Here is a 17,796-nt window from a genome sequence, read left to right as displayed (position 1 = left end):
GAACCCCGAAGGTTGGCCTTCCCCGAGTGGGGGGTGAGCGATACATTATCTCGAAGCCGCCACACGCACAGCCCACCTCCCCCACCCCCCTTCCCCCCCCCCCCAGGCCCGTAGACGTCCTGCTCAGCTGTGCGCGGCGGCCTGCGGGAGGTACTCCTCCCGCAGGGCCTCCGGATCCAGGAGTGCGTCCGCCTGCAGCCTCAGCAGCCGCGGGTGGTCCGGCGTGGCCGAGGCCAGGAAGCTGCCGGCGTCGAGAGCGCCCATCAGAACGTCCGCCGCCTGCTCCGGTGTCTGCCTCGGGTACTGCGGCAGGCCGGCGGCGACCTGCCCGGCGTTGCTTCCGGCCTTGCCCGCCGCGGGCTCGGGGCTCCAGCCCGTTTCGGTCGCGTCGGGCGCGAACAAGGTCACCTTGATTCCCTGCGCGGCGTGTGCGGTCGCGACGGCCTGGGCGAGCCCGATCACCGCGGCCTTGGACGCGATGTAGGGCACGGCGAGCGCACTGACGGGGTGGCCGCCGAGGAGGGCGAGGCTGGAACTGGTCATGATGAAGTGACCCGATCCGCGCTCGAGCATGTGCGGCAGGAAGGCGCGCACGACGCGTGCCATTCCGACGACATTGAGGTCGAGCATGCGTTGCCAGTCGGTCTCCGAGATCTCGTGCACCAGCCCCGCCGTCGCAGTCCCGGCATGGCTCATGACGATGTCGACCGTGCCGAACCGTTCGAGCGCGAGGTCGCGGACGCGTTCGACGTCACCGCTGTCGCGCACGTCGCAGCACGCGGCGAGCGATGACGGCAGTTGCGCGGCCAATTCCTGCGCCTGGTCGTGGCTGATGTCGGCGATCACGATGTTGGCACCGCGTTCGCTCATCCGTTGCGCGATACGGCGTCCCATTCCGCTGGCGCCCGCGGTGATGACGACGGTCCTGCCCTCGAACTGCATGGTCGTCCCTTCTTGACTCTGATTCGGCTCGTGCGGCCTGCGTGGGCGGCACGTGGTCGCAAGTTACGTCAGTGGATCGCCGGAGTAAAGATGGATTTTTTTCTTGACTGTGCACTCGTACGTTCTTAATGTTGCGGTAACGCCGGGGAGCCTCACTCCGCTTCCCCGGCACGACGGTCCGCGAAAGCGCCGAACCCCCCTCTCCGCCGCCGCGGCTACGGCCGCCGCCGACTTGCAGGAGCAGGGCGCAAAGGAGAAGTCACCATGCTCAGCCAGGCGCGCTTCCTCGATGTCATGGCGGCAACGCCGGCACCGGTCACCGTGGTCACCACGGCATCACCGTCAGAACCGGTCGGTTCCACCGTCAGCGCGTTCATGTCCCTTTCCCTCGACCCGATGCTGGTGGTCGTTGCGCTCGACAACCGCTCGCGCGTACTGCCGGTGATCGAGTCCACCCGTACCTTCGGGGTGAACGTGCTCGCCGCCGGACAGACGGAGGCCGCACTGGCCTTCGCTCGCAGTGGCGCGGACAAGTTCGCGGACGCGGACTGGGAGATGGACCGCGGGCTGCCGCGGCTGCAGCGAACGGCCTGCTGGCTCGCCTGCGACCTCGACGATGTCGTGGCAGGCGGAGACCACAAGATGCTGGTCGGAGCGGTCACCGATGCCGCGTGCGCACCGCTGGCGCCCCTGGTCTACAGCCACCGGCTCTTCGGCATCCACTCCAAGGCGGGCCAGCGTTTCCGCACACCGATGGAGGCACATGTCGCGGCGCTGGGCCAGTACGAACCCCCACCGCTCAAGCCGCTGGCGGCCCGCGCATACCCCACCCAGGAGCACCGAGATGCCTGACGCCCTCGACACTCAGACCGCGGACACACCGCCGCCCGCCGAACTGCTGGAGCGGGTCACATCCGTCTTCGGGACCACCCGCGAGAACGGGACGGTGCCCGCGGGAGACGCCTGCCCGGTGGAAGCGACAGCTCGGGCCGTGGCCGACGCGGGCCTGTTCAAGCTCGCGGTGCCGCGGCGCTACGGCGGCCACGAATCCTCGGTCAACACCATGCTGGACGTGACCAGCACCGTCGCCGAGTCCGACGCGTCGGCCGCGTGGGCGGTCGGCCTCGTCAACGTGTCCTGCTGGATCACCGGCCTGTTCGGTCTGCAGGCCCAGGACGAGGTGTGGGCGAACAACCCGGACGCACGGGTCACCGGAGTCTTCGCTCCGTCCGGCGAGTCCGCCGAGGTCGAGGGCGGCTGCGTGATCAGCGGCCGCTGGTACTACAACTGGGCTTCCTGGCCCGCGGAGTGGGCGATCGTCGGCTTCCCGAGGTCGGACGGCGACGGCAAGGTCGTGGACTACTGCTTCGCTCTGGTTCCGATGAGCGACCTGCGCGTCGCGCACGCGGGTCCCGTCCAAAAGGGTGTGCCGGCAAAGGGTGCGGCGCAGGCCGACTGTCTCATCGCCGAGGAGGTGTTCGTACCCGAGCACCGCATCCTCTCGGCGACCGAGGCGAACAACGGCGCGGTGCGCAACGAACTGGCCGCACGCGAGCCCCTCTACCGCTCGGCACTCATGCCAGTGCTCATGCTCATGCTGATCGGACCGCAACTCGGCCTGGCACGCGAAGCGTTGCGGATTGTACGGTCACAGGCTCCGGAACGCGTCGTGAGCGGCACCGTCTACGAGCGTCAGAGCGAGTCCGTCGCCTTCCAGATGAGACTGGCCAGGGCTGCGGTGATGATCGACACAGGGCATCTGCATGCTCATCGCGCCGCGGGCGAGATCGACACCCTCGCCCGGAGCGGAGAGAACATGGACCAGCAGGTCCGCGCCCGTGTGCACGCGGACGCAGGCTGGGTCGTCGAGAACCTCCGTGGAGCGATCGACATGCTCCGCACCGCGCACGGCACCGGCGGCCTGACCGCCTCGCAGTCGCTGGAAGACATCTGGCGCTACTCGGCCACCGCCGGCCTGCACGCGCTGGTCACGCCCGACACGCGCTTCGAAACGTACGGCAAGGTCCTGCTCGGGATCGACGACGCCGTCGTGCCACTCCTTTAACGCTGCCGGGTCTCACGGCCGGACCCGGCCGCGACCCGTTCCCACCACGCCCGCGTCGCCGCGAAAGCACGCGGCGCGTGACATCACCGACTTGGAGGGTCTCACCATGGGACAGCTACTCGCACTGGGTATGACGCACTACCCCGCTCTCGTCAACTCCGACGAGCACATGGCCGACATGCTCCGCTGGACGCTGGAGGACGACGCCATCCCCGCGTCGGCGAAGGACCCGGCGAGCTGGCCGGCCGAGATGCGGGCGGAATACGGTGACGACGGAGGCACCGCGTCCGCAGCCGTCCACCGGGCCGCCTGCGTACGGAACTTCGACCGGCTGCGCGCCGAACTCGACGCCTTCCGCCCCGACGCGGTGGTGATCTGGGGCGACGACCAGTACGAGAACTTCCGCGAGCAGATCATCCCGCCGTTCTGCCTCTTCGCACTGGACGACCAGGAGCTCAAGCCCTGGGCGCACGCCAAGGGCACCAACGTGTGGAACGAGGACGCGGACAGCTCCGTCACCCTGATCGGCGCGCGGAAGATCGCCAAGGAACTCGCCGCATCGGTCCTCGGCCAGGGCGTCGACCTGTCTTACGCCTACGAACTGCGCGAGCCCGGGGCACTCCCCCACGCGTTCCTGAACTCCGCCCTCTTCCTGGACTACCACCGCACCGGCTTCCCGTACCCGGTGATTCCCTTCCAGGTCAACTGCTATGGGAGCTACGTCATCTGCCGTCAGGGGATGCCCGCACGCTTCGGCGTCGGTCAGGACCCGGCCGACATCGATCCGCCCGGTCCGACTCCGAAGCGGGTCATGGAGGTGGGCGGCGCGTTCGCCCGCGCCGTACGCGAATCCCCGTACCGGATCGCGGTCATCGGCTCTTCGAGCTGGTCGCACGCGTTCCTTCACGACAAGACCATGCGGCTCTACCCCGACATAGAGAGCGACGAGCGCTACTACCGCGCCATGGTCGAGGGCGACTACGCGACATGGGAGCAGACCACCACCGACCAGCTCATCGCCTCCGGACAGCAGGAGATGCTCAATTGGTTCTGTCTGCTCGGCGCGGTGCGTGAGCTCAATTTGAGCGTGAAGTGGAGCGAACTGGTCACGACGCACGCCTTCAACTCCTCGAAGGCCTTCGCCGCGTTCCACTGACCGCGCTCCCCACCTGTCACACCCGCAGCAATCAGCCGGCAGAGGGCCAATGCCGTGCCGGCGATCATCCCGATCTCTCGATCAGTCCAGGAGTACTCGATGAGCGTCACCCCCGAAGTGCGCAGCTCGACGGAGAACCGACCCACCGATGAGGAACTGGTGGCCCGGGCCACAGGACTCATCCCCCTGCTCCGCAAGAACGCGGAAGCAACCGAGGCCCAGGGCCACCTCATGGAGGAGAACCTGGCGGCGATCGAGGAGGCCGGCCTGCTGCGCCTGCTGGTTCCCTCGCGCGTCGGCGGCTACCAGAGCAACATCCGCACCGCCATGCGCGTAGGTGTCGAACTCGGCCGCGGGGACGGGTCCACCGCCTGGTGTGCGAGCTTGATGTACTTCGGCTCCTGGGGGATCAGCCTCTTCTCGGACCGGGTGCGCGAGGAGGTCTGGGGCCGCAAGCCGGACGCGCGGTTCTGCGGAGTATTCACGCCGAACTCCACCGCCACCCGCACCGAGGGCGGCCAGATCGTCTCCGGCAGGTGGGCGTTCGCTTCGGGCTGCGAACTCGCAGAATGGGCCGGACTGGCCGTGCCGATCTTGAACGCCGAGGGCGAGCAGGTCGACGTCGGTCTGGGCCTGGCCCCCATGAGCGACCTGTCCATCGACAAGACGTGGAACGTCGTCGGCATGAAGGGCACCGGCAGCAACACGCTGGTCGCGGACGAGATCTTTATCCCGGACTACCGCATCATGTCGGTCACGAAGGCGACGCAGGGACAGTATTTGACCGAGCACTCCGACGAGCCGCTGTACCGGTCCGCGTTCACCCCCGTCCTGCTGCTGGTACTCACCTGCGCCCAGGTCGGTATGGCCAAGCACGCGCTGGAGCTGGTGAAGGGCTCGCTCGCCAAAGGTCGTGGCATCGCCTACACCTTCTACGAGCAGGCGAAGCTGGCTCCCGGCACGCATCTTGAGATCGCCAAGGCCGCCCAGCTGATCGACACCGCCGAGCTGCACATGATGAGGTCCGCGACCGTCATCGACGAGGCGGCGAACGCCGGAGTGGAGCTCGACTACGAGACCCGCACGCGGGTCCGCGCCGACATCAGCACCATCGTGCTGCGGTGCCGCGAGGCCGTCGACCTGCTCCTCAACATTCAGGGCGCCGGAAGCTTCGCCGAGGCGAACCCCCTGCAGCGGGTCTGGCGCGACCTGGAGACCGCCGGACGGCACGCCGCCGTCAATCCCATGATCGGATACGAGGTCTACGGCCGCGCCTCTCTGGGAGTCGAGGAGCAGATCACGGACATGATCTAGGCTTGACTCTGTCGGGGATTCGAAATTTCCAGGTGTGACGGCGTGATCAACGGGCATGCTCGGGCTCCTCCGATCGATGCAGCTGTCGAGGTGCCCGTTGTCCCTCCACTCCCGTTCCGGTGAGCATGTCCCGCCTCTGACCGCGCAGGTCGCACGGGCGAGCATCCCGGTTGGCACGACGGCGATATGGGTACGTGACCACCTCGAAAGGCTGTGGTGCGACGAGGATTTCGCCGTCCCCGCGGGACGGGGGTCCGGGTCGCTGGACGATCCCGGTTTCCGTCACAGCGTGCTGGCCGACTTCCGCGACCGGCTCGCCGAAGTCGGCCGTGCCGACCGGCTCCTCGGCCTCGCGCTGGCCCGCCTCAAGGAGGCTGGCCTGGTGCGCGAGCGCACCACGCAGCGCACCGACTCCACCCATCTCCCGGCCGCGGTACGTGACCTGACCCGCCTGGAGCTGCTCGCCGAAGCGGTCCGTGCCGGCCTCGAAGAAGTCGTCGACACGTCCCCGCACTGCTGGACAAGCGGGTCGATGAGGACTGGGGGCTCCGCTATGGCCGACCGGTCAGGCTGGGTAGGAACCCCACCAAGCCCAAGACCAGGATCCTCGCCACCGGACACGATGCCGTCCGGCTCCTGGAACACCTCTACCGCAACGGAGCCGACCGCACTGCCAGCGCGAGGATCGGTACGAAGCCGTCAGCGGAAGTCCGCCTTGCCGAGTCCTTCCTCGACGAAGCTGCGCATCCCGATCTGTTTGTCCCGGGTCGCGAACAGCCCTGCGAACAGGGACCGTTCGATGGCGAGTCCGGTGTTCAGGTCGCCTTCCAGTCCGGTGTCGATGGCCTCCTTCGCAGCGCGCAGTGCGAGCGCGGGACCGCGGGCGAGCCGTGCGGCCCATGCCTGCGCCTCGGTGTAGACCTGGTCGGCCGGCGTCACCTTGTCGACCAGTCCCATGGTGAGCGCTTCGTCAGCGCGCACGGCACGGCCGGTGAAGATCAGGTCCTTGGCCTTGGCCGGGCCGATGAGCCGCGCGAGGCGTTGCGTGCCGCCGGCTCCTGGAATGAGACCGAGCAGGATCTCCGGCTGGCCCAGTTTGGCATTGTGCGCCGCGATGCGGATGTCGGCGCAGAGCGCCAGTTCGCAGCCACCGCCCAGTGCATAGCCGGTCACGGCCGCAACCACGGGTTTGGGAATGCGGGCCACCGCGGTGAAGCATTCCTGCAGGACCCGTCCCCGGACGGCCATCGCCTCGTAATCCATGATCTGCATTTCTTTGATGTCCGCGCCGGCGGCGAACACCTTCTCGCCGCCCCAGAGGATCACCGCGCGCACGTCGTCACGACGGCTCGCCTCTTCGGCGACCAACCGCAGCGTGTCCTGGGCCGTGGTGTCCAGGGCGTTCGTCGGCGGGCGGTCGAGACGGATCGTGCCCACACCTGCGTCTACTTCAAGGCGAACGGTCATATGCGTTGGCACCTTCGTCTTTGTCTCGAGGCAAGATGACGCAGTCCTCAGCTGTCGAAGTCGACGGTGAGGGCGTCGGAGAGGGGATAGGTCTGGCAGGTCAGGACGTAGCCGGCATCGACTTCGGAGCGTTCGAGGGCGAAGTTGCGGCGCATGTCGCCTTCGCCGTCGGTGACGCGGGCGCGGCAGGTGCCGCAGACCCCTCCCTTGCAGGCGAAGGGCAGGTCGGGGCGGACACGCTGGGCGCTGTCGAGGATGCTCTGGTTGCGGCTTTGGGTGAACGTGGTGGTGCGGCCGTCCAGGACAAGGGTGACCTGGCTGGCGGGGCCGTCGTGGGCAGGGCCGTCCTCGCGGGTGAGCGGTGCCGGTTCCTGGTCGTCGGCGTAGAACAGTTCCTGGTGGATGCGCTCTGCGGGGATGCCGAGGCCGCCGAGCACGTGCTGCGCGTCGCGCACCATGCCGTGCGGTCCGCACAGCCACCAGTGCTGAGGTTCGCGGATATCGATCAGCGCGTGGATGAGATCGGTGAGGCGGTCGGCGTCCAGGCGCCCGGAGAGGATGTCGGCTTCGCGTGGCTCGCGGGACAGGACGTGGGCCATCTGGAGGCGGGTAGGGTGCTGGTCCTTGAGATCCGCCAGTTCGTCGGCGAACATCACGCTGTTGCTGCGCCGGTTGCCGTAGAGGAGTGTGACCTGGGAGTCGGTGTCTGCGGCGAGGACGGACGCGGCGATGGAAAGCATGGGGGTGATGCCCGACCCCGCTGCGATCAGGACGTGATGCGCTGCGTGGGTGAGGTCGGGGGTGAAGGCGCCGGCTGGGCCCATGACCTCGACGGTGTCCCCGGGGTGCACATCGTTGACCAGCCAGGTGGAGAACATGCCGCCCGGCACGACCCGCACGCCGATGCGGGGCGCAGCGCCGGCCGGGGAGCAGATGGAGTAGGAGCGACGCTCATCACGGTCGTTCTTCTGCCGGCGCAGGGTCAGTGACTGGCCGGGAGCGAAAGCGAATTCTTCTGCAAGGTCTTCCGGCACGTGGAAGGTGATGGCTGCCGCGTCCTGGCACAGCCGCTCCACCTGGAGGACGCGCAGCGGGTGGAAGGCGGCCCGGCGTGGCTGCCGGCCTGATGCCGCGGGGGCGGGAGCGGAGGTGGGCGGGACCATCAGATCTCCTTGAAGTGCTCGAAAGGCTCCAGGCAGCTGCGGCAGCGCAGCAGGGCCCGGCAGGATGTGGCGGAGAACTGCGAGAGCTGCTCGGTGTCCTCTGAGGAGCAGCGGGGGCAAGGGACGGCCCGACGGCTGGGGCTGACGTCGACAAGGACCGGGCCGGGCGCGCGGGGGGCGGCTTTGGGCGGGGCGATGTGGTGCTCGGCGAGCTTGCGCCGGCCGTCCGGGGTGATCCAGTCCGTGGTCCACGGAGGGTCGAGTACGGTACGGATCTCCACCCGGTCGAAGCCTGCCGTCTGAAGGCGCTGCGATACGCCCGCCCGCATTTCCGCCATGGCCGGGCAGCCGGAGTAGGTGGGGGTCAAGCTGGCGATCACCGTGCCGTGCGGGTCGATCTCGATGCCGCGCAGCACTCCCAGGTCGGCCAGGGTCAGCATGGGCAGTTCGGGGTCGGTGACCTCTTCGGCCGCCTTGCGGGCACGGGCGAGTGCTGAGCCGGGTGCGGTCACCATGTTCCCTCCGGGTGGGCGCGTGCCACGTACTGCAGTTCGTTGAGCAACGGTTCCAGATACTCGGTGTGTCGCCCACCGCGTCCGCCGTGCGTCGCCGTTGCCAGCTCGGGGAGTGCCAGCACGGCGGCCTCGGCCACTTCGGCCAGGACCTGCCGGGTGTCGTCTTCGACGGCTTCGCTGGACACGCCGAAGTTCTCACCGCTGCAGTCGTTGAACAGCTCGCTGATCCACGGCGCCACCTCTGTCAGGGCCGCCTGGGCCCGACGGTGCGATTCCTGCGTGCCGTCCCCCAGGCGCACGACCCACTCGGCGGCGAACTGGCGGTGGTACGTCAGTTCCTTGACTCCCTTGGCGGCCACCGCCGCCAAGACCTTGTCCTCGGCTTCCGTCAGCGCGCGGAACACCGCCAGCCGCCACGCGGACAGCACCAGGAGCCGGACCATGGAGAACGCGAAGTCGCCCGTCGGCAGTTCGGCCAGCCGGACATTGCGGAACTGCGACGCATCACGGAAGTACGCGAAATGGTCCTCACCGCGGCCGGTCCCGTCAGCCTGACCGGCTCGCGAGTACAGCAGGCGGGCCTGTCCCAGCAGGTCCAGACCGATGTTGGCCAGCGCCAGCTCCACTTCCAGCTCCGGAGCACGGGTGCACCACTGGGCCAGCCGCTGGGCGCTGACGAGAGCGTCATCGCCGAGGGCCAGGCAGTACGCGGCGAGCTGCCCAGCGTTCACGCCGTTGGGGACGGCGGTGTCCACACCGTGCAGCGGGTCCTCGAATCCGGTGCCGAAGGCCCACCGGGAGTCCCCGCCGGCGTCCTCGCCCAGGGCGAGGTTCAGGTGGTCGTCACTCATGGCCGAGCTCCTAGATGTGGGGGACGTCTTCGGGGATGTCGTAGAACGTCGGATGCCGGTAGACCTTGTCGCCACTGGGATCGAAGAAGGGTTCCTTCTCGTCCGGGGCGGTTGCCGCGATGTTCTCGCTGCACACCGCCCACACGCTCACGCCCTCGTTGCGCCGGGTGTAGAGGTCCCGGGCGTGCTGGAGGGCCATGCGGTCGTCGGCCGCGCGCAGCGATCCGACGTGCACGTGGTTGAGGCCGCGCTTGCCGCGCACGAAGATCTCGTACAGAGGCCATTCGTTCCTGGTCTCGCTCACGCTGCCCTGCCGTCCTTCCGTTCACGGTCGGCCTGCTTCTCGGAATGGGCCGATGCTGCTTCTCGCACCCACGCGCCGTCCTGGTGCGCTGCGCGACGCCTGCTGACGCGCTCGGTGTTGCACGGTCCGTCGCCGCTGATCACCCGCTGGAGCTCGGCGAAGTCCGGCGTACCGAAGTCGTGCCGGCCCAGCTCCGGGTTCCAGCGCAGTGCCGGGTCGGGCAGGGTCACTCCGAGCTTCTCGGCCTGCGGCACGGTCATGTCGACGAACCGCTGCCTCAACTCGTCGTTGCTGTGGCGCTTGATCTTCCAGGCCATAGAGCGCTCGGAGTTGGGGGAATTGTCGTCCGGCGGGCCGAACATCATCAGGGAGGGCCACCACCAGCGGTCCACTGCGTCCTGCACCATCGCCCGCTGGGCGTCGGTGCCGCGCATCATCGTCATCAGCAGCTCGTAGCCCTGCCGCTGGTGAAAGGATTCCTCCTTGCACACCCGCACCATCGCCCGTGCGTACGGTCCGTAGGACGTGCGGCACAGCGGCACCTGGTTGCAGATCGCCGCACCGTCCACGAACCACCCGATGACGCCGACGTCGGCGAAGGTCGGGGTGGGGTAATTGAAGATGGAGGAGTACTTCTGGCGACCCTCGATCAGCTGGTCGGTCAGGTCCTGCCGGTCGGCGCCCAGCGTTTCGGCAGCACTGTAGAGGTACAGGCCGTGTCCTGCCTCGTCCTGGACCTTGGCGAAGAGAATGGCCTTTCGGCGCAGGGAGGGAGCGCGGGTGATCCAGTCGCCTTCCGGCTGCATGCCGATGATTTCGGAGTGCGCGTGCTGGGCAATCTGCCTGATGAGGGTCTTGCGGTAGCCCTCGGGCATCCAGTCCCGTGGCTCGATGCGCTGGTCCTTGGCGATGGTGTGGTCGAACTGTTTCTGCAGCCGCTCGGTGGAGTCCGGGGGCGAGGCGGCGGCCTGTGGTGTTGTCATCGAACTTTCCCTACCGACCGTTCGTTCGTTGATGGTCAGAAGTGTGTCCCCGCGCCATGCGGCACAGGGGAAAGGGGGTGATCAGCGTCCCTGGAAGTCGGGCGTGCGGCGCTCGAGGAACGCGGTGACGGCGTGGCGGTGATCCTCTGTGGCGCCCAGCAGGTCCTGTGCCACGGTCTCGGAGGCGAGTGCACGTTCCAGGTCATGGCCGGGGTTGCCGCGCAGCAGTTGCTTGACCTGGTGGTACGCGCGTGTGGGCCCGTGTGCGAGACGGCGGGCCAGCGTCATCGCTTCCTCGTCGGCCCTGCCGTCGGCGACGACGCGGTGCACCAGGCCCCAGTCCAGGGCGTCGGAGGCTGTAAAGCGGTCGCCCAGCAGGAACAGGCCGGCCGCGCGGGAGGGCCCCACCGCTTGGGTGAGGGTGGCGCTCAAGCCGCTGTCCGCGGCCAGCGCGATGCCGGTGAACGCGGTGGCGAAGCGGGCTCCTTCCGCGGCGACCCGCAGATCGGCGCACAGCGCCAGGGCGAGACCCGCTCCCACGCAGGCGCCCTCGATCGCGACGACGACGGGCTGCGGTATCTCGTGCAGCGCCCGCACCAGGGGGTTGTACTCGTGGGGCAGGCTGTCGAAGGCCGAGTCGGGCCGGTCCCCCAGCGCCTGCGCGTGCTCCTTGAGGTCCTGGCCGACGCAGAAGGACTTTCCCTCAGCGGTGAGGAGGACCGCCCGCACGGCGTCCCCGTCCCCGTGCAGCCGCTGGACGGCGTCGAGGAGCCCGCGCCGCATCGTGGTGTCCAGTGCGTTGCCGGCGCCGGGGCGGTGCAGTCCGATCACGGCTACGCCCTCGTCGGCTCTGTAGCTCACGTGATGAGCGACGGCGTCCGGGGTGTTCAGTGCCATGTGTAGAACCCCTGTCCGCTCTTGCGGCCCAGCTCGCCGCGGGCGACCTTCTCACGGAGGAGTGGAGGAGGCGCGAAGCGCTCGCCGAGGATGGCATGCAGGTGATCGGCGATGGCCAGGCGCACGTCCAGGCCGACCAGGTCGGTCAGTCGCAGCGGCCCCATGGGGTGCTTGTAGCCCAGCTGCATCGCGGTGTCGATGGCTTCGGGTTCGGCGACGCCTTCCTGGACCATCCAGATCGCCTCCAGGCCGAGCGCGACTCCGAGCCTGCTGCTGGCGAATCCGGGTGAGTCCTTGACGACGACGTCCTTCTTGTCCAGTGCCCGTGTCCAGGCCAGTGCTGCCTGCAGGGTCTCGTCGGTGGTGGTCGGTGCGACGACCAGCTCGATGAGCTCGGAGGCGGGCACGGGGTTGAAGAAGTGCATGCCCAGGAAACGGCCCGGCCGACTGAGCGCGGCTCCGAGTTCGGTGACGGACAGGGAGCTGGTGTTGGTGGCGAGGACGGTCCTTTCTCCCACTGCCTTCTCGGCGGACGCGAGCAGACGGGCCTTGAGTGCCGCGTCCTCGGGCACGGCCTCGATCAGCAGGTCCACGCCGGCGGGCAGTTCTTCCACCGATCCGATCAGAACGATCCGGCCCAGTATGTCCTCGGCGGGCTCGTTGAGCCGGCCCTTCTCAGCGGCGCGTGCGAGGCTGGCGGCGATCCGTTCCCGCGCCTCGGTGGCAGCCTGCTCGTTGCTCTCGATGACGGTCAGGGCCGATCCGGCGGCGGCGAAGGTCTGGGCGATGCCGGCGCCCATTCTGCCGCCTCCGATCACTGCGACCGTCTGGGGCGCGGTGCTCATGTCTGACTCCTCTTGCGCTCAAGGAAACGCGTCATGCGCTCCTTCTTGTCGGTTCCCTCGAACAGCACGGCCTGGGCGAGGTCGTCGGCGACCGGGTGCGCGCCGGGTGAGTCGACGACGAGTTTGGTCAGCCGCAGTGCGGTGGCGGAGGAGCGGGCCATCCGGTCCAGGAGGGCGTGCGCCTGGGTGAGCAGTTCGGCTGCCGGTACGACGTCGATGACCAGTCCGACCGCGAGCGCGTCCGCAGCTTCCAGGTTTCGTCCGGCGAGCAGGACCTGCTTGGCCACCGACTCGCCGACCAGTTCGCTCAGCCGCCAGCATGCGCCGGCCGCGGCGAGGATTCCCAGGCCGGGCTCGGGATTGCCGAAGACCGCCTGGGGGCTCGCCATGCGCAGGTCGCAGGCGTACGCGAGTTCGGCGCCGCCGCCCAGCGCCCAGCCGTCGACCGCGGCCAGTGTGGGCATCGGCAGTCTGCGGACCCGCTCGAACAGTCGGCTGTTGATGCCTTGCAGCGCTTCGTCGCGGCCGCGCCGAAGGAGTTCGGCGATGTCGGCGCCGCCGGCGAAGACACCGCCCTCTCCGGTGAGCAGGAGCAGCCGGGGCTGGTCTTCGAGCAGGTCGCACACCCGGTGCAGTTCGCTGATCATCCGACCGCTGATCGCGTTGCGGGCCTCGGGACGGTTCAGTGTCACGACCACGCGGTCGTCGCGCTCGTCCACCCGGAGTGTTGCGAAGAGCGTGTTCACACCCGCTCCACCAGCATGGCGACGCCCTGGCCGACTCCCACGCACAGGGTGGCCAGCCCCCGGCGGGCGTCTTCGCGCTCCAGGCGGCCCAGGAGGGTCAGCAGGATGCGGGCACCGGAGCAGCCGAGCGGGTGGCCGAGCGCGATCGCGCCGCCGTCGGCGTTGACCTTGTCCTCGTCGAGCTTCAGCCTGCGCGTGACGGCCAGGGCCTGGGCGGCGAACGCCTCGTTGATCTCGATGGCATCCAGACCACCGCTGTCCCAGCCGGCGCGGGCCAGGGCCTTCGCCGTGGCGGGGACCGGGCCCAGCCCCATCAGATGGGGCTGCACGCCGGCTGAGGCCGAGGTGACGATCCGCGCTCTCGGGGTGAGGCCGTGCCTTTTGACGGCCGAGCTGCTTGCCACGACCAGAGCACAGGCCCCGTCGGACAGCGGAGAGGCGGAGCCGGCGGTGACGATGCCGTCGGCACGGAAGATGGTCCGCAGCCCAGCGAGCTTGTCCAGGGTGGTGGAGGGACGCGGTCCCTCGTCGCGGATGACCTCACCGTCCTTGACGGGCGCCGCGACGATCTCCCGGTCGAAGCGCCCGGCTTCTTGCGCGGCGACGGCCCGCTGATGGCTGCGCAGCGCGAAGGCGTCGGATTCGGCCCGGGTGATGCCGTCCAGGGCGGCGACCTCTTCAGCGGTCTCGCCCATGGACAGGGTGACCGGTGCGTCGGGGTGCTCCCGGTCGGCGGCGGTAAAGCGCGCATTGGTGAAGCGCCAGCCCAGTGAGGTGTCGTGCACCTCTCCGGGCTTGGCCCAGGGGGTACCCGGCTTGGCCATCACCCAGGGCGCCCGAGTCATCGACTCCACCCCGCCCGCGACGACCAGGTCGGCCTCCCCGGAGCGGACCGCCTGGGCAGCGGAGGCGACAGCAGTCAGGCCCGAGGCGCACAGCCGGTTGACCGTGTAGCCGGGCACCGTGTACGGCAGCCCGGCCAGCAGGACGGCCATCCGGGCCACGTCACGGTTGTCCTCACCGGCCTGGTTCGCCGCGCCGAGGATGACCTCGTCGACCGCGTCGGCGGGAATATTGGCCCGCCGCACCGCCTCGCCGATCACCAGGGCGGCAAGGTCGTCCGGTCGCACGGAGGCCAGAGCACCGCCGTAGCGTCCCTGGGGGGTACGTGCTCCGTCGACCAGGTACACGGCTTCGTCAGACATGGGTCTTCTCCTGAGCAGGCAGGTGGCGGCGGGACTGCAGGACGGTGAAACGGCCGGTGACGAACGCCGGGTCGGTCAGAGCGGCCGAGGCGGCCGGGTTGGCGCTGGTGCCGTGGAAGTCGCTGAACGCGGCGGACTGGTTGGCGAAGACGGGGCCGGTGAGGTTCTCCGACAGGTGCACGCCCGCGTCCAGGGCGGCGGCCCGCGCCGCTTGCAGCACGTACTCCTCGCGCGAGTGAACCGTCGCGGTCAGCGCGCCGTGCCGGCGGATGGTGTCGTGCAGCAGCCGCAGACTGTGGCTGGTGGAGTCGGTGGCGATGACGAACGAGACGGGTCCGAACCACTCACGGGTGTAGGTCTCGGCGTCACCGTCCGCGTCCAGCAGCGCCACCAGCGGAGTGCGGACGCACGCGTCCGCGTACTCGGGATGGGCCAGCGTCCGAGGGGCGTGCACGGTCTTGCCCACCGTGGCTGCCTCCTCAAGACGCTTGCTCACCGCGTCGCTGACGATCGCTCCCAGGGCGCCGGCCGCGCGCTGCGGGTCGCCGAGCAGCTTGTCCAGTGCCGTCCCCAGGTCGGCGGCGAATTCCGCTGCCGTGCGCGGCCCCTGGTCGGTGGCGATCCCGTCGCGCGGCACCAGCAGGTTCTGCGGCGTGGTGCACATCTGGCCGCTGTACAGGGACAGGGAGAACGCCAGGTTGCGCAGCAGACCTTGGTAGTCGTCGGTGGAGTCCACCACGACCGTGTTCAGTCCGGCCTTCTCGGTGTAGACGGCGGCTTGGCGAGCGTTGTCCTCCAGCCAGTTGCCGAACTCGCTCGACCCGGTGAAGTCCACGATCTTCACATCCGGGTGGACGGCCAGTTCGGCGGCGACGCGCCCGAACGAGTCCTCTGCGGCCAGCAGCACCACGTTGGGGTCGTAGCCTGCCTCGGCCAGGACCTCCCGGGCGATGCGTACCGTGAGCGCGAGCGGCAGAACAGCCCGTGGGTGAGGCTTGACGATCACCGGGTTGCCGGTGACCAGACTTGCGAAGAGGCCCGGATAGCCGTTCCACGTGGGGAATGTGTTACACGCGATGAGCAGGGCGACACCGCGGCCCACCGGCGTGAAGGTCTTCTCCATCACGATCGGCTCCCCCTTGCGCTGGGGCTTGCTCCAGCGCGCGGTCGCCGGGTGGCGTTTCTGCTCCGCCCAGGCGTACGCCACCGCCTCCAGCCCACGGTCCTGGGCGTGGGGCCCACCGGCCTGAAAGGCCATCACGAAGGGCTGACCGGTGGTGTGCTGCACGGCGTGGGCAATCTCGAAGCTCGCGGCGTTCAGGCGTGACAGGATCTCCGCCGCCACTCCGGCACGATCATCGGGGTCCGCATCACGCCAGGCGGGGGCGGCTGCCTTGGCCACGGCGACCGCTTCCGCCGGCGTAAGGTGCGGGTAGGAGATTCCCAGGGCGAAGCCGTAGGGCGAGACCTCCTCACAGGCAACCGGCGAAGTGCTGCCGGCATGGCCGGGCAGGAGAAACGCCTGCCCCAGGTGTGCCTTGAACGCCGCCTTCCCCTCCTCCGGCGCCCCCACTCCATACACCAAGGTGCTGGGTGACTCCGGGTAGGGCGACCAGTAGCCGCGCTCGCCCACGGCGGTGACGGCCCGGGCCAGCAACTCCTGGTGACGGACGAAGAAATCAGGTCGTTCCGAGCGGTGATTCGGCATGAACTCCACCTCTTGACAGGTACCTCGGATGCTGAGTTACTTGGCCGCTCCGAACCTAACCGAACGTTCGGTCGGGCGGCAAGGGTGGTGAAGACCACACGCGACGTGGCACGGGTCGGTGTAGCGAACGGCCCTGCCCCACATTCGGTGGTGACGGAGTCTTGATCCATACCTGCAGTACCTGCGGCAGCGCTGGGAGGAGGGCGAGCACACCGCGACGGTGCTGCACCAAGAGATCTCCGCCAAGGGCTACGCCGGCCACTACCAACGGGTCAAGATGGCCATCGCACCATTACGCCGCGGCCTGCCGATCGACACCCCACGCGAGCGACCGCCCTCACCTCGTCAGGTCACCCGCTGGATCATCACCGCACCATCCCGACGCGACCTCCACACCGCCGAGGCCCTCCGGCGGCTGCTCGACCACTGCCCGGAACTGGCACGAACCCACGACCTGGTGCGTCAGTTCGCTGCCATGCTCGACATCCGCGACGCCCGCCCGCTGGCGCACTGGCTCGAGCAACTATCCCGCTCCCGCCTCCCGGCCCTGGCCAGCCTGGCCAACGTCATCCGCGAGGACCAGCCCGCAGTCGTACAGGGCATTACCACCCCGTTCAACTCTGGCGTCAACGAAGGCCGCATCACCGACCTGAAGCTCCAGAACCGGATCATGTCCGGCCGCGCAGGTGTCCCGTTGCTCCGCCACCGTGTCATCCTCGTGGCCCTGCTATGACGGCCGCTACCCGTGACGGAGCGTCATCGGCGCACGGTGGCACACCCCCGCATCACGGATATCTTGCCAGGGCCACGTTCACGTGTACGCCGACACCTGGACCAGCGGATGGCGATCAGCTACCAGATGCCGACCATGACGAAGGAGGAGACCGCCAGCTACATCAAGCACCACATCACGATCGCCGGACGCGGGGACACCCTGTTCTCCGACGACGCCGTCGAGCTGATCCACCTCACCAGCCGCGGCCTGCCCCGCTGGATCAGCAACATCGCCTGGCAGTCCCTCATCGCCGCCTTCACCCGAGGAGAAGGGCATCGTCGACGAGTCCTCCACCCGCACCGCCATCACCGAGACACACGCGACAGAGTTACGACGAAAGCGACACCACGTTCACCATGACCCCGGCGGCCTGACGGCCGCCGGGGTCGTTTCAGCCCATCCCCTCGACAACCAGAACGTCGCCTTCATGCACACCTGCAGCGTCGCTCAACAGGTCGTGGCCGTCACTCGAGGTGGGCGACGCCTTCGGAAAGGTGACCGTGGACCACGCGCCAGCCGTCGATGGTGCGGCGGAGGACGACGGTGATGCGGATGGACGCGCCTTCCTCGCCGGGGATCAGGATCTTCGGGTTGTCGAACAGCCAGGCAACGTCGCCCTCCACGAAGCCGCTCGGGTTCGAGCCCACGGGCTCGCACGGCGGGTATTCCTTGAGGTGGTCCAGAAGTCCGCGCAGAGTCAGGTTGGAGTCGGGGGAGGAGGCGACGCAGAAGACCGCGCCCCCCTCGGGAGTCGCCGAGAGGCGCTCCATCAGGTCGACATCCCGGGCGTGCCCAGCAGCGATCCAGGCCCTCGCCAGGTCGACGAGTTCGGCTGGTGCCTTCTCCATGGTGGTCTCTCC

At 68.8% G+C, this 17,796-nt stretch carries 20 protein-coding genes; 6 read left to right on the top strand and 14 right to left on the bottom strand.

The window, feature by feature from the left end; translation table 11 throughout:
- Positions 1-123: 123 nt before the first annotated feature.
- Positions 124-942, bottom strand: a complete 819-nt coding sequence (locus ACFCZF_RS27955; protein ID WP_376673969.1) for an SDR family oxidoreductase — start codon at positions 940-942, stop codon at positions 124-126.
- Between the two features lie 264 nt (positions 943-1,206).
- Between ACFCZF_RS27955 and ACFCZF_RS27950 the strand changes: the two genes are divergently transcribed.
- The 4 genes from ACFCZF_RS27950 to ACFCZF_RS27935 all read left to right on the top strand — a co-directional run bounded on the left by ACFCZF_RS27950 (position 1,207) and on the right by ACFCZF_RS27935 (position 5,477).
- Positions 1,207-1,794, top strand: coding sequence for a flavin reductase family protein (locus tag ACFCZF_RS27950; protein WP_376673968.1), 588 nt, complete (start codon positions 1,207-1,209; stop codon positions 1,792-1,794).
- A complete protein-coding gene (locus ACFCZF_RS27945) occupies positions 1,787-3,007 on the top strand; it encodes an acyl-CoA dehydrogenase family protein (protein WP_376673967.1) in 1,221 nt (406 codons plus the stop codon). Before ACFCZF_RS27950 ends, ACFCZF_RS27945 begins: the two co-directional genes overlap by 8 nt.
- A gap of 106 nt (positions 3,008-3,113) precedes the next feature.
- On the top strand, positions 3,114-4,163 hold the full coding sequence (locus ACFCZF_RS27940; protein ID WP_376673966.1) for an extradiol ring-cleavage dioxygenase: 1,050 nt from the start codon (positions 3,114-3,116) through the stop codon (positions 4,161-4,163).
- 99 nt (positions 4,164-4,262) lie between these two features.
- Positions 4,263-5,477, top strand: coding sequence for an acyl-CoA dehydrogenase family protein (locus ACFCZF_RS27935; RefSeq protein ID WP_376673965.1), 1,215 nt, complete (start codon positions 4,263-4,265; stop codon positions 5,475-5,477).
- 46 nt (positions 5,478-5,523) lie between these two features.
- On the opposite strand, the gene ACFCZF_RS27930 is transcribed toward ACFCZF_RS27935, so the two are convergent.
- The 12 genes from ACFCZF_RS27930 to paaN form a co-directional block, all read right to left on the bottom strand.
- A complete protein-coding gene (locus ACFCZF_RS27930; protein WP_376673964.1) occupies positions 5,524-5,991 on the bottom strand; it encodes a hypothetical protein in 468 nt (155 codons plus the stop codon).
- 185 nt (positions 5,992-6,176) lie between these two features.
- Complete coding sequence (locus ACFCZF_RS27925) at positions 6,177-6,944, bottom strand: enoyl-CoA hydratase/isomerase family protein (RefSeq protein WP_376673963.1); 768 nt, start codon at positions 6,942-6,944, stop codon at positions 6,177-6,179.
- Between the two features lie 47 nt (positions 6,945-6,991).
- Complete coding sequence (paaE, locus tag ACFCZF_RS27920; RefSeq protein ID WP_376673962.1) at positions 6,992-8,107, bottom strand: 1,2-phenylacetyl-CoA epoxidase subunit PaaE; 1,116 nt, start codon at positions 8,105-8,107, stop codon at positions 6,992-6,994.
- Complete coding sequence (gene paaD, locus ACFCZF_RS27915) at positions 8,107-8,622, bottom strand: 1,2-phenylacetyl-CoA epoxidase subunit PaaD (RefSeq protein WP_376673961.1); 516 nt, start codon at positions 8,620-8,622, stop codon at positions 8,107-8,109. The genes paaE and paaD overlap by 1 nt, the downstream gene beginning before the upstream one ends.
- Entirely contained in the window at positions 8,616-9,473 is an 858-nt protein-coding gene (gene paaC / locus ACFCZF_RS27910) for a 1,2-phenylacetyl-CoA epoxidase subunit PaaC (protein WP_376673960.1), read from the bottom strand. Before paaC ends, paaD begins: the two co-directional genes overlap by 7 nt.
- Before the next feature lie 10 nt (positions 9,474-9,483).
- Entirely contained in the window at positions 9,484-9,777 is a 294-nt protein-coding gene (gene paaB, locus ACFCZF_RS27905) for a 1,2-phenylacetyl-CoA epoxidase subunit PaaB (protein ID WP_376673959.1), read from the bottom strand.
- Complete coding sequence (paaA, locus tag ACFCZF_RS27900; RefSeq protein ID WP_376673958.1) at positions 9,774-10,760, bottom strand: 1,2-phenylacetyl-CoA epoxidase subunit PaaA; 987 nt, start codon at positions 10,758-10,760, stop codon at positions 9,774-9,776. Before paaA ends, paaB begins: the two co-directional genes overlap by 4 nt.
- 81 nt (positions 10,761-10,841) lie before the next feature.
- Positions 10,842-11,657 (bottom strand): enoyl-CoA hydratase/isomerase family protein, encoded by an 816-nt coding sequence (locus ACFCZF_RS27895; RefSeq protein WP_376673957.1) that lies wholly within the window; start codon positions 11,655-11,657, stop codon positions 10,842-10,844.
- Positions 11,648-12,502, bottom strand: a complete 855-nt coding sequence (locus ACFCZF_RS27890; protein ID WP_376673956.1) for a 3-hydroxyacyl-CoA dehydrogenase family protein — start codon at positions 12,500-12,502, stop codon at positions 11,648-11,650. Before ACFCZF_RS27890 ends, ACFCZF_RS27895 begins: the two co-directional genes overlap by 10 nt.
- A complete protein-coding gene (locus ACFCZF_RS27885; RefSeq protein ID WP_376673955.1) occupies positions 12,499-13,248 on the bottom strand; it encodes an enoyl-CoA hydratase/isomerase family protein in 750 nt (249 codons plus the stop codon). The genes ACFCZF_RS27890 and ACFCZF_RS27885 overlap by 4 nt, the downstream gene beginning before the upstream one ends.
- Positions 13,245-14,453: a thiolase family protein gene (locus tag ACFCZF_RS27880; protein ID WP_376673954.1), complete on the bottom strand. Its 1,209-nt coding sequence runs from the start codon at positions 14,451-14,453 to the stop codon at positions 13,245-13,247. Before ACFCZF_RS27880 ends, ACFCZF_RS27885 begins: the two co-directional genes overlap by 4 nt.
- Entirely contained in the window at positions 14,446-16,161 is a 1,716-nt protein-coding gene (gene paaN / locus ACFCZF_RS27875; protein ID WP_376673953.1) for a phenylacetic acid degradation protein PaaN, read from the bottom strand. Before paaN ends, ACFCZF_RS27880 begins: the two co-directional genes overlap by 8 nt.
- A 220-nt stretch (positions 16,162-16,381) precedes the next feature.
- Between paaN and ACFCZF_RS27870 the strand changes: the two genes are divergently transcribed.
- Positions 16,382-16,894 carry a transposase gene (locus ACFCZF_RS27870; RefSeq protein ID WP_376673952.1) on the top strand — a complete coding sequence of 171 codons (513 nt, stop codon included), beginning with the start codon at positions 16,382-16,384 and terminating at the stop codon, positions 16,892-16,894.
- A 108-nt stretch (positions 16,895-17,002) separates the two neighbouring features.
- Complete coding sequence (locus ACFCZF_RS27865; RefSeq protein ID WP_376673951.1) at positions 17,003-17,296, top strand: hypothetical protein; 294 nt, start codon at positions 17,003-17,005, stop codon at positions 17,294-17,296.
- 104 nt (positions 17,297-17,400) lie between these two features.
- Here the strand turns inward: ACFCZF_RS27865 and ACFCZF_RS27860 are convergent, their stop codons facing one another.
- Complete coding sequence (locus ACFCZF_RS27860; protein ID WP_376673950.1) at positions 17,401-17,784, bottom strand: nuclear transport factor 2 family protein; 384 nt, start codon at positions 17,782-17,784, stop codon at positions 17,401-17,403.
- Positions 17,785-17,796 lie beyond the last annotated feature (12 nt).

The sequence above is a fragment of the Streptomyces sp. NPDC056296 genome (assembly GCF_042268605.1).
GTDB lineage: Bacteria > Actinomycetota > Actinomycetes > Streptomycetales > Streptomycetaceae > Streptomyces.
The sequence above is the reverse complement of the archived record's forward strand: the minus strand, read 5'-3'. Positions and strand labels throughout refer to the sequence as shown.